Origin of the sequence: Pseudodonghicola sp. (assembly GCF_048268305.1) — a bacterium.
Lineage (GTDB): Bacteria > Pseudomonadota > Alphaproteobacteria > Rhodobacterales > Rhodobacteraceae > Pseudodonghicola.
Map to the genome: position 1 here is coordinate 71,104 of NZ_JBLWVT010000006.1, position 12,099 is coordinate 83,202.

The 12,099-nt window shown below is 65.3% G+C and carries 11 protein-coding genes; 7 read left to right on the plus strand and 4 right to left on the minus strand.

All coding sequences use genetic code 11. The features are described 5' to 3' along the window. Nucleotides 1–47: 47 nt before the first annotated feature. Nucleotides 48–3,470 carry an AsmA family protein gene (locus ACN0V4_RS12460; protein WP_417676527.1) on the minus strand — a complete coding sequence of 1,141 codons (3,423 nt, stop codon included), beginning with the start codon at nucleotides 3,468–3,470 and terminating at the stop codon, nucleotides 48–50. A 76-nt stretch (nucleotides 3,471–3,546) separates the two neighbouring features. Here ACN0V4_RS12460 and ACN0V4_RS12465 point away from each other — a divergent pair, with 76 nt between their 5' ends. The 4 genes from ACN0V4_RS12465 (at nucleotide 3,547) to ACN0V4_RS12480 (ending at nucleotide 6,966) form a co-directional block, all read left to right on the plus strand. Beyond that, entirely contained in the window at nucleotides 3,547–4,026 is a 480-nt protein-coding gene (locus ACN0V4_RS12465; protein WP_417676529.1) for a peroxiredoxin, read from the plus strand. 87 nt (nucleotides 4,027–4,113) lie between these two features. After that, on the plus strand, nucleotides 4,114–4,947 hold the full coding sequence (locus ACN0V4_RS12470) for a ferritin-like domain-containing protein (RefSeq protein ID WP_417676531.1): 834 nt from the start codon (nucleotides 4,114–4,116) through the stop codon (nucleotides 4,945–4,947). A 218-nt stretch (nucleotides 4,948–5,165) separates the two neighbouring features. Next, nucleotides 5,166–6,485, plus strand: coding sequence for a DUF5930 domain-containing protein (locus ACN0V4_RS12475; RefSeq protein ID WP_417676533.1), 1,320 nt, complete (start codon nucleotides 5,166–5,168; stop codon nucleotides 6,483–6,485). After that, a complete protein-coding gene (locus tag ACN0V4_RS12480; protein WP_417676535.1) occupies nucleotides 6,475–6,966 on the plus strand; it encodes a bactofilin family protein in 492 nt (163 codons plus the stop codon). The genes ACN0V4_RS12475 and ACN0V4_RS12480 overlap by 11 nt, the downstream gene beginning before the upstream one ends. 163 nt (nucleotides 6,967–7,129) lie before the next feature. Here ACN0V4_RS12480 and ACN0V4_RS12485 read toward each other — a convergent pair whose 3' ends face one another. From ACN0V4_RS12485 to ACN0V4_RS12495, 3 genes are read right to left on the minus strand one after another with little or no spacing between them, the layout of a single operon-like run. Further along, complete coding sequence (locus ACN0V4_RS12485; RefSeq protein WP_417676537.1) at nucleotides 7,130–7,870, minus strand: DUF4336 domain-containing protein; 741 nt, start codon at nucleotides 7,868–7,870, stop codon at nucleotides 7,130–7,132. Then, nucleotides 7,867–8,424 (minus strand): peptidylprolyl isomerase, encoded by a 558-nt coding sequence (locus ACN0V4_RS12490; RefSeq protein WP_417676980.1) that lies wholly within the window; start codon nucleotides 8,422–8,424, stop codon nucleotides 7,867–7,869. Before ACN0V4_RS12490 ends, ACN0V4_RS12485 begins: the two co-directional genes overlap by 4 nt. Beyond that, complete coding sequence (locus ACN0V4_RS12495) at nucleotides 8,417–8,929, minus strand: peptidylprolyl isomerase (RefSeq protein ID WP_417676539.1); 513 nt, start codon at nucleotides 8,927–8,929, stop codon at nucleotides 8,417–8,419. The genes ACN0V4_RS12490 and ACN0V4_RS12495 overlap by 8 nt, the downstream gene beginning before the upstream one ends. A 133-nt stretch (nucleotides 8,930–9,062) precedes the next feature. Between ACN0V4_RS12495 and ACN0V4_RS12500 the strand changes: the two genes are divergently transcribed. The 3 genes from ACN0V4_RS12500 to ACN0V4_RS12510 all read left to right on the plus strand — a co-directional run bounded on the left by ACN0V4_RS12500 (nucleotide 9,063) and on the right by ACN0V4_RS12510 (nucleotide 12,019). After that, nucleotides 9,063–10,256 carry a phosphoglycerate kinase gene (locus ACN0V4_RS12500; protein ID WP_417676541.1) on the plus strand — a complete coding sequence of 398 codons (1,194 nt, stop codon included), beginning with the start codon at nucleotides 9,063–9,065 and terminating at the stop codon, nucleotides 10,254–10,256. Nucleotides 10,257–10,431: 175 nt separating this feature from the next. Further along, on the plus strand, nucleotides 10,432–11,325 hold the full coding sequence (locus ACN0V4_RS12505; RefSeq protein WP_417676543.1) for a fructose bisphosphate aldolase: 894 nt from the start codon (nucleotides 10,432–10,434) through the stop codon (nucleotides 11,323–11,325). A gap of 394 nt (nucleotides 11,326–11,719) precedes the next feature. After that, nucleotides 11,720–12,019, plus strand: coding sequence for an FtsB family cell division protein (locus ACN0V4_RS12510; protein ID WP_417676545.1), 300 nt, complete (start codon nucleotides 11,720–11,722; stop codon nucleotides 12,017–12,019). Nucleotides 12,020–12,099: the final 80 nt, after the last annotated feature.

Genomic DNA, 12,099 nt, shown 5'->3' on the forward strand with positions numbered 1-12,099 from the left:
GACCATGGGGCAATCAGAGAGATCACCGGCAGGCGGCCGCCAAGCCGTCACTTGCCCCCCATCGCGCCGTCGATCAGGTTGTGCCCATGCGGCACCGGCGCACCGGGAGAGCCATTCGGCCTCGCGGGCGTATCGGGCACGGCGAAGGAATCGTCGCCCTCCACCTTCGGCCGTTCGCCGCGAAACAGGTTGCGCAGCATCCCAGGCGCCAGGCCGGTCAGCGGATTGACCTGGACCGAGGGCGAGGCCGCCGGCCCGCTGAGCGAATAGTTGAAGCCGATCATCCCCTCGCCCTTGCGGGTCGAGAGCACGCTGCCGATGGCGTTGAGCAGGTAGATCGGCGAAATCACCCCCTGCATGTCCAGCGTCGCGGACTTCAGGTTGTAATAGCCATCCATCGACAGGCCGATCGACGGGCCGACGGCGCTGCTTTCCAGCACCACCACCCGATCGGGTTCCAGCCGGAATTTCGCGTCGACCTCGGCGAACTGGATGCCATTGCCGGCAACCTCGTCGAACAGGCCCACGACGCTGACCGCGTTCAACAGCGCTGCGATCGCCGGGGCATCCTTGACCTGCGTGCCGACCACCTTGAGCACGCCGTCGAAATAGCCCTCCTTGTCAGCCACCGGCAGCAGCGACAGGGTGAAATCGCCGCCATAGGCCTGGTTGAGAATCCCGGCAGAGCGGAACACCCCGCCGCCGTCCTTCGAGGTCAGGAAGACGGCGCTGCGGCCGAATTTCGGCTCGATCCGGCCAGCGACCGTGGTTTGCCCGTTCAGCAAGCCGACGAAGGGGCCCGACAACCCGCCCGAGGTCGAGAACTGGCCCTGAAAACTGGTCAGCGACAGCGCGTCGCTGATCTGCAGCAGGTCCAGCGCGACCTGCAGTTTGCCGCCGTTCCCGCCGCCGCTGGAACTGCCGAACCGCGCCCGCCTGAGATCGAGCCGGCCAGAGAGCACATGCACCTCCGGCGCCGCCTTGCCACGGCCGACCAGCTCCACCCCGGCGTCGAGCCAGCCATTGAGCTTGACCGAGGAAAACCGCGCCCGTTCCATCCCGCCGCCCGGCAGGGTGGTCACGCTGCCGAGGGCCTCCAGCCCCGAGGCCTTCAGCGCCAGCCGGTCGACCTCGGCACGCGGGCCCAGACGCACCGTCACCGCGAGACTGCCGCTGTCGGCTTCGGGCTTGCGCCAACTCAGTTGCGGAATCGCCAGTCCGAGGCCGCGCAGATCGGAGATCAGATTGAGTACTGGCGGCGTCTCCTTGGCGAAATCCAGGGTAAACTGCGCCGTGCCCTGGCCGCTGAGGCTGCCGTCCGGCAGGCCGATCGAAAAGGTGTCGACCGCCTTCTGCGACAATTCCACCTGGCCCTCGACCCGGCTGGTTCCGGGCGCGCCCGGGCCGATCGGCTGGGTCCAGCGCGCCACCATGGGAAGCTGCCCGATCCGGCCGGTGCCGGAAAGCTGCACCTGCCCCTGGTCCGCCTCGAGCATGAGCGCCGAGGCGGTCAAGGTCTGCCCCGGCACCAGAACCGTGCTCGAGACATCGGTGAGCCGGCCATCGGCATAAAAGCTCATCTCCTCGTAGCTCATCTTCGGCTTCATCGGGAAGGACATCGTCCCCTCCACCCGCGCCCGCCCCTGCGCCAGATCCACCGGCAGGGCGGTGTCCTTCAGCGCATGGATGGGCGGACCGGCCAGCAACGCCATCAACGAGGTGATCGACCCATCGGCCCGCAGCCGCAGCACCGCCGGCGCGTCGTCCTTGATGCTGATATCGGGAATGATGAAGGAGGTGCCGGCAATGTCGATCGGGCCGCCCTCGTCCGGGGTGACGGTGCCGGCATCGGCGCTGACGACAAACCTGTCCCGGTTCAGCGTCACCTCGCCGGAGGCCTCGTCGGCGGGCGGCAGGAATTTGTTATAGAGAACCTTGGCGCCGGCGAATTCGAAATCGCCATAGATCTCGGGCTTCTGCCCTTCCTTCAATCGCAGAGCGAAGTCGATGTCGGAGAGGGTGCCGGCGCTGATGTTCTGCACCACCCAGTCGCGCGGCTTCGGCGCCACCCGCTCGGGCCAGAGGGTGAGCAGACGCTCGGGGGTGATCTTGTCGACCTTGGCGTCGACCGAAAGCCGCCAGCCCTCACTGCCGGCCCTGGCTTCGCCCTTCAGGTGAAAGCCGCTGTCGCCGTCGACCACATACATCTGCCCGAGGGTCAGCCGGAAGGGATGCAGCTCCAGCCGGAAATCCACCAGGCCGCCGTCAAGCGTCAGCGGCTGCGGATAAAGCCCCGCCGGGTCGAGCTGCATCCGGTTGACGGTGAACTGCCCCACCAGATCGTCGAGCCGGCCGTCCTCGACCCCGCCAAGATAGGCCTGCCCCTCACCCGAGGAGGAGCCCCAGGCGCTGTCCACCGAGAGCTCGTTGAACACCAGCGTATGGGTGGCGGGGGTATAGGTGAAATAGCTGCGCGCGCCGGAGAAAGGGATCGGGCTGGTCGCATCGGTCGGCTGCAGGGCGCCCTCGCCGATCTGCAAGGTCGCCGAGAGCGGCGCCAATGTCCCGTCGCCGTTGACACTGCCCCTCAGCGCCCCCGAGATCGGCGCCCGCAAGACGTCGAGCCAGGCCAGCGCCACGCTTTGCGCCGCGATGTCGGCCGCGTCGATATCGCGCACGGAAACGCCGAATCCCGCCTGCATCTCGCCGATGCGGGCGGTGTAATTGGCCTCGATCGTGCTGGCGTAATCGCGCCCGCTGAGCAGCGCGAAAGAGGCGCCGATCTGCAGGTCCCGATCGTTGCGATCCAGCCGGAGGCGACCACCATCCAACGTCCAGGCCTTGCCGCTGACCGTATCCTCATACCGCAGGGTGACCGCGTCGACATCGACGCTGACTAGGGCGGCAAGCTGAGGATTGAGAAGCTGCCGGTTCCAGCCGGCGATCAACTGCGGCAGACCTTCGGCGCTTTTCGCCGGCGCCGTCCCCATCCCGAAGGCCAGCGAAACCGCACCGTCCTGGTCGCGCCGCAATGTCGCCAGCACGCCACTCAGGGAAATCCGCTTGGGCTGCACCTGACCATGCAGCAGCGGGCGCATTGCCAGGCTCGCCTCGGCGTTCGAAAGCTGCGCGACCACCTGCCCGTCGGGCTGCGACAACACCACGTCGCGCAGCCTGAGGCGCGGACGCCAGCCCTTGCGGATCACCATCTCGATATCACCGAAGCTGATCTGCAGGCCGTTCAGGCTGCGTTCGATCCGCGCCTCGACCCGCGCGCGCAGCCAATCCGGGGTATGGAGCTGGGTGCCCACGAGCATATAGACCGACACCCCCACAAGGATCGCCATCACCAGCGTGCCGCGAAAGGTCCAGATGCCCGCCCGCCGCGCGACATGGGCGGCGCGGCGGCGCCGGGGCGGTTGAGGCTTCGGCTCGGGCACGCTCATCCGGTCACCCCCGTCAGCGGGCATGCCCCGGGGTTTCCGGTTGCCGAAATCGGCCTAATATGGAACCCATCAGTCCAGTTCATTGCCAGCGGAGTGCCCGATGCCCGATCAATCGCCCGTTCTGTCCGATACCGCCCCCGATTTCACCCTGCCCCGCGACGGCGGCGGAGAGGTGAGCCTGTCGGGCCTGCGCGGCGGCATCGTCGTGCTCTATTTCTACCCGCGCGATGATACGCCGGGCTGCACCAAGGAATCCATCGGCTTTTCCGAAGACTTGCAAACCTTTGCCGAGGCCGGCGCCCAGATCTTCGGCATCTCGCGCGATACCGTGGCCAAGCACGACAAATTCGTCGCCAAGCATGGGCTGACGGTGCCGCTGCTGTCCGACGAGGACGGCCAAGTCTGCGAGGCCTATGGCGTCTGGGTCGAAAAGACCATGTACGGCAAGACGTCGATGGGGATCGAACGATCAACCTTCCTGATCGACGCCGAGGGCAAGATCGCCCGCATCTGGCGCAAGGTGAAGGTGCCGGGCCATGTCGAAGAGGTGCTGGAGGCGGTCCGGGCGCTCAAGGCCTGATCCCCACGCGCAACCGGCGACGCCTCCTGAAGGAGGCGCCGTCCCTGCACGCCCCCTGAAGACGGCCGTTCCACCGGAAAGACGACGATGACAGCCCCCCTCTCTCTCGCCCAACGCGCCGAGGCGGTGTTGCGCACCCCCGACGGGCGCGCCAAGACTGCCCTGTCCCGCCAGCACGCCGCCGCCTGGTTCGCCTCCCGCGGCGCTGGTGCCGCCCCGATGGAGATCGGCACCGCCGCCCCGCCCCGGCATCCCGAGCGCCCCGAGCGGCCGGAACTCCTCTCCCCCCGCGAGGTGCCCAAGCGCAAGCCCGGTTCGCCCGCCGGACGCATCGCGCTGCTGCATGCGGTGGCGCATATCGAGTTGAACGCGGTCGATCTGCACTGGGACATCATCGCCCGGTTTTCACATGTGCCGATGCCGATCGGGTTCTACGACGATTGGGTGAAATCGGCCGACGAGGAGAGCAAGCATTTCAACCTTGTCTGCGACTGCCTAGAGGCGCTTGGCAGCCATTACGGCGCCCTGCCCGCCCATGCCGGCATGTGGCGCGCCGCCGAAGATACCGCCGACGACCTGATGGGGCGCCTCGCCGTGGTGCCGATGGTGCTTGAGGCGCGTGGCCTCGACGTCACGCCGGGAATGATCGAAATCTTCCGCAAAGCGGAAGTTGATCAGGCGGTGAAGGCGCTGGAAACCATCTATGCCGAAGAAGTGGGCCATGTCGCCTATGGGTCGAAATGGTTCCATTTCCTCTGTGGTCGGGAGAATGCCGACCCAAAGGAGGTGTTCCACGCGCTGGTGCGCAAATACTTCCATGGGGCACTAAAGCCCCCGTTCAACGAGGAAAAACGCGCCGAGGCCGGGCTGCCGCCGGATTTCTACTGGCCGCTGGCCGACCAGATACCGGCAAAGCGGTGAAAAATCAGACAGGCGCGCCCGGCCCCGGCCTCTGCCGTGACGCCCGCAGGCAAGCCCTTGAAGTCGGCGGATTTTCGCCCAATGGCCATCCTCCGCCGATGATCTGGCGCAACAGCGGCCAACAAACTTGCCCAATGGTCCCCCCCCGGTTATGCAATCGGCCCATGGGGTCGGACCGCCTGTGCGGGTAGGTCCGGGGATGGGACAAGGACGACGACTTGCGCACGAGATTCGCGATCAAGCTGCATGCGGTTCTGGAGAAATACTTCCCCGAACGACGTGTCTTTCTGAAATCGGATGCGGATACACGATTTATCCGCCTCAGACCGGGGACGCAGCTTGCCGCCTATGCCGGCACCTTCCTGATCGTCGCCTGGGCCATCGTCGCCAGCGCCATCGTGCTGATGGACAGCATCGGCGCCGGCAACTTCCGCGAACAGGCCCGCCGCGATCAACGCATGTACGAACAACGGCTGAACCAGCTTTCGACCGAACGCGACGCCCGTGCCGAAGAGGCGCTCGCCGCCCAGGCCCGGTTCAACAGCGCGCTGGAACAGATTTCGCTCATGCAGTCGGAACTGCTCTCGTCGGAAACCCGCCGCAACGAGCTTGAGACCGGCATCGAGGTGATCCAGTCGACCCTGCGCCAGACCATGCGCGACCGCGAGACCGCGCGCAAAACCCTCGCCGTGCTGAAGGACGAGGGCGCCGCCAGCCCCGCCACCGCCCCCAGCGCCCCGGCGCAGATGGCCTTCATGACCGCCGCCCTGACCGAGGCCGCGGAAGAGCGCGACCAGGTTCGCGCCGATGCCCAGAGCGCGCTGGACGAACGCGACGCGCTGGAAACCGAAATCAAGCTGATGCGCGAGCGCAACGACCAGATCTTCCGCCAGCTCGAAGAGGCGATGGCGGTCTCGGTCGAGCCTCTCAACAAGATGTTCCGCCAGGCCGGCATGGCGCCCGACCGCATCCTTGAACAGGTGCGGCGCGGCTATGACGGCCAGGGCGGCCCGCTGACACCGATCACCTTTTCGACCCGGGGCGAACAACCCGACCCCGACGAGCTGCGCGCCAACAAGCTCCTGAACCAGATGGATCAGCTCAACCTCTATCGGCTGGCCGCGCAGAAGGCCCCCTTCGCCAAACCCGTGCACGCCTCGGTCCGGTTTTCCAGCCCCTTCGGCTATCGCCGCGACCCCAAGACCGGCGGCCGGCGGATGCATAACGGCGCCGATTTCGCCGGCCCCGTTGGCACCGACATCTTCGCCACCGCCGATGGCGTGGTCACCTATGCCGGCTGGATGTCGGGCTTTGGTCGCCTGGTAAAGATCCGCCACGCCTTCGGCATCGAGACCTATTATGGCCATACCTCCCGGCTCTACGTGAAGGTGGGCCAAAGGGTCTCGCGCGGGGATCACATTGCTGATATGGGTAACTCCGGAAGGTCCACCGGCACCCATCTGCATTACGAAGTCCGCGTCAACGGCAGACCGGTGAATCCCATGACTTACATCAAGGCTGCGAGAAATGTTTTCTAAGAGCAAAATCAACGATCCCGGTCCCAAGGCCTCCGAAAGCACCAGCTCCACCGCCCCGGCGACCCCGGCCGCCCCGGCGCCGAGCGATTTCAAATCGACCGCGCCCAAGGCCAAGCCGCCGGCATCGGTGCTGTCCTCGGATCTGCACGTCACCGGCAATCTGAAGACCACCGGCGACATCCAGGTCGAAGGCACCGTTGAAGGCGACATTCGCGCCCATCTGCTGACCGTCGGCGAAACCGCCACCATCAAGGGCGAAATCTCGGCCGATGACGTGGTGATCAACGGTCGCATCGTCGGCCGGGTGCGCGGGCTGAAAGTGCGGCTGACCTCGACCGCGCGGGTCGAAGGCGACATCATCCACAAGACCATCGCGATCGAGAGCGGCGCCCATTTCGAAGGCTCGGTTCAACGCCAGGACGACCCGCTCAGCGCCGGTCCGAAAGCCCCGGCAGCGCCGAAACCCGCCTCCGAGGCGTAAGCAATATAGACCCTCGCGGGACATCCGAGATGTCCCCGCAACGGCGCCGCGGTCTTCTGCGGCGCTTTTTCTTTGCGCCGCTGCCGGCGCCTTCGATCTGGCAAAAATATCCTCGGGGGTGAATTGGCCCGCAGGGACAAGAGGGGGCAGACAGCCCCCTGCCTCACCTCAGCGCGAAGCGGAACGCCCGGCGCAGTTCTGCGGCCCCCTCCGCCCCATAGCAGGCGCCATGGGCCAGGATCACCCGCTCCGGTCCCCAATCCAGCATCTGCCGCACCGAGGCCCCCAGCGCGGGTTTGTCGAAGGTCGCACGCATGTCCGGCGGCATATGGCCGCGCGGCGCGCTGATCCCGGCCAGGCGCACAAGCGGGCGCATCCACCAGGGCAACTTGCGGGGTTCGAAATTCTCGATCAGATCGGTGAGGATCAACGTCCGGCTGGAGCGATGAAAGAACACCGCCTCGCGATGAACCTTGCTGCCCTTGACGATCGTCTGGTCGATCTCGCCCGCCCAGGCCGGCGGAGCCTGGTCGGTCAGCGCGTGATCGAACTGGAGTGCCATGCCGCGCGAGGCGGCGCGTTCGGCCACGCCCGGCGCCGCCCAGCTTTCCGCCTGCGGGAAAGCCGCCTGCCACTCGGCGACGAAAGCGTAGTGGATCCAGTTCGGCGCCACCAGATGGCGCACCGGGCCGAGCGCGGCAATCTCCTCGCGCAGCGGCTCGATCAGCTCGATCGGGGAATGCACCCAGAGCCCGCCATCGGCCAAGCGGATCACCGTCGCGCGGGTGGAAAAGGGCATGTGGTAGAAGCGGATCGCCGGCCCGTCGACAATCCAGAGATCGCGCGCCACCGGCTTGAGCGTATAGAGCGGCTCGTACCCCGTGGCGCGCGGATCGTCGTTCATTCGCTGACCGTGACCTTCGTCATCACGTCCGGCTTGCCGATGACGGCACCATTCTGGCCTTGGCCGCGCTTGATCTTGTCGACCACATCCATGCCCTTAACCACGTGCCCGACCACGGTATATTGCCCATTCAGGAAATAACCCGGCGCAAACATGATGAAGAACTGCGAATTGGCGCTGTCAGGGTTCTGCGACCGCGCCATGCCGACCACGCCGCGTTCGAACGGCAGGTCCGAGAATTCCGCCTTCAGATCCGGCAGATCGGAGCCGCCCATGCCGGCCCGGCGCATGTCGCCGCCGAGCTTGCCATATTGCACGTCACCGGTCTGCGCCATGAAGCCGTCGATCACCCGGTGAAAGACGACACCATCATAGGCGCCCTCTTTCGCCAGTTTGGCGATCTGCGCCACATGCTGCGGCGCCACGTCGTCGGCCATGTCGATGACGATGGTGCCATTGGCCCCCTCGCCGGCGACCTCGATGGTCAGCTCGGTGGCGAGCGCCGGGCCCGCCAGCAGGGCGGCGAAGGCCGCCGAAAGCGCCAGCTTACGCATCGACATCTGCCGCAACCTTGACGCTGATCATCCGGTCGGGCTGTGCCGGCGGCTCGCCGCGGACGATGGCATCGACGAAATCCATGCCCCCGATCACCCGGCCATAGACGGTATATTGGCCGTTGAGGAAATGGTTGTCCTTGAAGTTGATGAAGAACTGCGAATTCGCCGAATTCGGGTTCATCGACCGCGCCGCGCCCAGGGTGCCGCGATCATGCGGCAGGCGGGAGAATTCGGCCGGCAGGTCGGGCAGGTCGGAGCCGCCGGTGCCAGCCTGGCGCAGGTTGAAATCCTTCTCCATATTGCCGTTCTTCACGTCGCCGGTCTGCGCCATGAACCCGTCGATCACCCGATGGAAGGCGACATTGTCATAGGCCCCGGCGCGGGCCAGTTCCTTCATCCGTTCGGAATGCTTCGGCGCCACCTCGGGCAGCAGTTCGATCACCACGGTGCCATCCTTAAGTTCGATCAGGATGGTGTTTTCGGGATCCTTGATTTCGGCCATTTTTCGCTCCTCAATAAGCAATTGCCCAGATACCTAAGAGCAGCGCGGCGGAATGCCAAGTGACGCATTGACGAACGGCGGAAATGCGGAGAAACAACAGCCGGATTACCACCAACTGATTTTGGGATGTAAGATGCGCTGGAACACACTGGATGACATGGAACTTGCCGGAAAGCGGGTGCTGGTCCGTGTCGACATCAACGTGCCGATCGAAGACGGGATCGTCACCGACGATACCAGAATTCGCCGTCTGAGCCCGACCCTTAAGGATATCATGCAGGCCGGCGGCAAGCCGATCCTGCTGGCGCATTTCGGCCGCCCGAAAGGCAAGTACAACCCCGAGATGTCGCTGCTGCCGCTGATCCCGGCGCTGGAAAAGGCCTTTGACGTGCCGGTGAGCTTCTGCGCCGATTGCCGCGGCCCCGCCGCCCGCGCCGCCGTCGCGGCGCTTGATGATGGCGCCATCCTGATCCTGGAAAACACCCGCTTCCACCCTGGCGAGGAAGAGAACTGCCCCGACATGGCGGCAGAAATGGCCCAACTGGGCGATGTCTTTTGCAATGATGCCTTTTCCGCCGCGCATCGCGCCCATGCCTCGACCGAAGGGGTGGCGATGCTGATACCCTCCTGCGCCGGCCGGCTGATGCAGGCCGAACTCGAGGCGCTGCAAGCCGCACTTGGCGAGCCGCAGCGGCCGCTGGTGGCGCTGGTGGGCGGGGCCAAGGTCTCCTCCAAACTGGAGCTGCTGGGCAATCTGATCGAAAAGGTCGATCATCTGATCATCGGCGGCGGCATGGCGAATACCTTCCTCGCCGCCCAGGGCATCAACGTCGGCAAATCGCTCTGCGAACGCGAGATGACCCCGATCGCCGCCGATATCCTCGCCAAGGCGGCAAAGACCGGCTGCCACATCCTGTTGCCGAAGGACATCGTCGTCGCCCGCGAGTTCAAGGCCGGCGCCGCGCATGAGACGCTGCCGGTCACCGCCTGCCCTGCCGATGCGATGATCCTGGACGCCGGCCCCGAAACGGTGGCCGAGATTGCCCAGGTGCTGGAAGAAGCCAAGACGCTGATCTGGAACGGCCCGCTCGGCGCCTTCGAGATCGAGCCCTTCGACGAGGCGACCAATGCCGCCGCCCGCAAGGCGGCCGAGCTGACCCGGGCTGGCCGGCTGGTCACCGTGGCCGGCGGCGGCGATACCGTGGCGGCGCTGAACCAGGCCGGTGTGGCCGATGACTTCACCTATATCTCCACCGCCGGCGGTGCCTTCCTGGAATGGATGGAAGGCAAGACCCTTCCCGGCGTCGCGGCGCTGAACCACAAGTAGGCACCCGGGCGCCGGGCCGCGCGAAGAGCCGCCGGCCCGGTGTCTGCCACCCCCCGGGGGCGCGCAAATCCGTTGCAACACGACGCCCTCTTGCCTATGCACGGGTCTATGCGAGGGGCGAAGGCGAGCGTCCCCCACCCACCGAAAAACACAGTCAATTTGGGCGGAAAACCATATGTCGAAAGAAAAGCAAACCGATCAGATTCGCGCGGCGCAAGGCTTCATCGCCGCCCTCGACCAGAGCGGCGGGTCGACCCCCAAGGCGCTCAAGCTCTATGGCATCGAAGAGGATGCCTATGGCTCTGAATCCGAAATGTTCGACCTGATCCATGAGATGCGCTCGCGCATCATCAAGTCGCCCGCCTTCAGCGGCGACAAGATCATCGGTGCGATCCTGTTCGAGATGACCATGGATCGCGAGATCGACGGCATCCCCACCGCCACCTACCTGTGGGAAGAACGCGGTGTCGTCCCCTTCCTGAAGGTCGACAAGGGGCTCGCTGACGAGGTCGACGGCGTGCGGCTGATGAAGCCGATGCCCGATCTGGACAAGCTGCTGGAAAAGGCCGTCTCCAAGGGCATCTTCGGCACAAAGATGCGCTCGGTCATCGACGCCGCCTCGCCCAGCGGCATCGCCGCCGTGGTCGATCAGCAATTCGAGATCGGTGAGAAGATCCTGTCGCATGGTCTGACCCCGATCATCGAGCCGGAAGTCACCATCACCATCGCCGACAAGGCCGAGGCCGAAAACATCCTGCTGGCCGAGCTGCAAAAGCACCTCGACGCGCTGCCGGGCGACAAGCAGGTGATGCTGAAGCTGACCCTGCCGGAGGTTGCCAACCTCTACAAACCGCTGGTCGATCATCCCCGCGTGATGTGCGTGGTGGCGCTCTCGGGCGGCTATTCGCGCACCGAGGCCAACGACCGGCTGTCGAAGAACACCGGCATGATCGCCTCCTTCTCGCGCGCGCTGACCGAGGGGCTGAGCGCGCAGCAGACGGCGGACGAATTCGATGGCACCCTGGGTGCCACCGTCGAAGCGGTCTATACCGCCTCGATTGCCGGCTGAGGTCGTTTCCCGATTTGACGGATCAAGGCCCGGGCAATCGCCCGGGCCTTTTTCCTGCGGTCTTCTCTGTACCTGTCCCGACCCAGTCCGCGCCGTTCGCGGGATTGCCTGCGCTCGCGCAACGGGGCCGGGCCCAAGGCCACATCCCGCAGAGACTGCAGGGAAATTTTCCAAAATTCCCGGACATTTTCTTTCTCAAGACAATCCGATCGACGGAGGGCATCCCGAAGCCGAGCCCCCCCCGAGCATCCGGCGAGACCTCGCCATCTGGCTGGTTTTACAAAAGTTTTGGGATTCACACGGCGAATCGCCTGTGGCATAGTGATCCCAGACGCCCGAAAAGGGCGCACCCGAGGCAGACCCAAGATAGCAAAGTAAGCGAAGCAGACCCATCGTGACCCGCAGCACCCGACCCGGTTTCGGCCCCCTGATCTTCTTCGCCACCGCCTTCGCGCTTGGCATCTATTTCACCTTTGCCGCCGTGCAGGGGGATTATGGCCTGTTTCGCCGGATCGAGATCGCTGCCGAACAGGAAGGGCTGCAAAAGGAACTGGACCGGCAGAACCAGGAAATCGCCCGGATGGAAAATCTCACTCATCGGCTGTCGGACGATTACCTCGACCTCGATCTTCTCGATCAGCAGGCCCGCTCGGTCCTGGGCATGCTGCGCGCCGACGAGATCGTGATCCGCTGACGCCGCCCCTGAACCGCAGCCCCGGCGTCAGAATCCCCCTCGTCACCGAAGACGAAATCCTGTAATAGATAGTTTAACGT

Excerpts from the sequence above, each read along its gene's own strand:
- ACN0V4_RS12485 (WP_417676537.1), bottom strand. The coding sequence starts at position 7,870 with ATGAACGACGATCCGCGCGCCACGGGGTACGAGCCGCTCTATACGCTC.
- ACN0V4_RS12480 (WP_417676535.1), top strand. The coding sequence starts at position 6,475 with ATGTTTTCTAAGAGCAAAATCAACGATCCCGGTCCCAAGGCCTCCGAA.
- ACN0V4_RS12465 (WP_417676529.1), top strand. The coding sequence starts at position 3,547 with ATGCCCGATCAATCGCCCGTTCTGTCCGATACCGCCCCCGATTTCACC.
- ACN0V4_RS12505 (WP_417676543.1), top strand. The coding sequence starts at position 10,432 with ATGTCGAAAGAAAAGCAAACCGATCAGATTCGCGCGGCGCAAGGCTTC.
- ACN0V4_RS12460 (WP_417676527.1), bottom strand. The coding sequence starts at position 3,470 with ATGCCCGCTGACGGGGGTGACCGGATGAGCGTGCCCGAGCCGAAGCCT.
- ACN0V4_RS12495 (WP_417676539.1), bottom strand. The coding sequence starts at position 8,929 with ATGGCCGAAATCAAGGATCCCGAAAACACCATCCTGATCGAACTTAAG.
- ACN0V4_RS12470 (WP_417676531.1), top strand. The coding sequence starts at position 4,114 with ATGACAGCCCCCCTCTCTCTCGCCCAACGCGCCGAGGCGGTGTTGCGC.
- ACN0V4_RS12500 (WP_417676541.1), top strand. The coding sequence starts at position 9,063 with ATGCGCTGGAACACACTGGATGACATGGAACTTGCCGGAAAGCGGGTG.
- ACN0V4_RS12490 (WP_417676980.1), bottom strand. The coding sequence starts at position 8,424 with ATGCGTAAGCTGGCGCTTTCGGCGGCCTTCGCCGCCCTGCTGGCGGGC.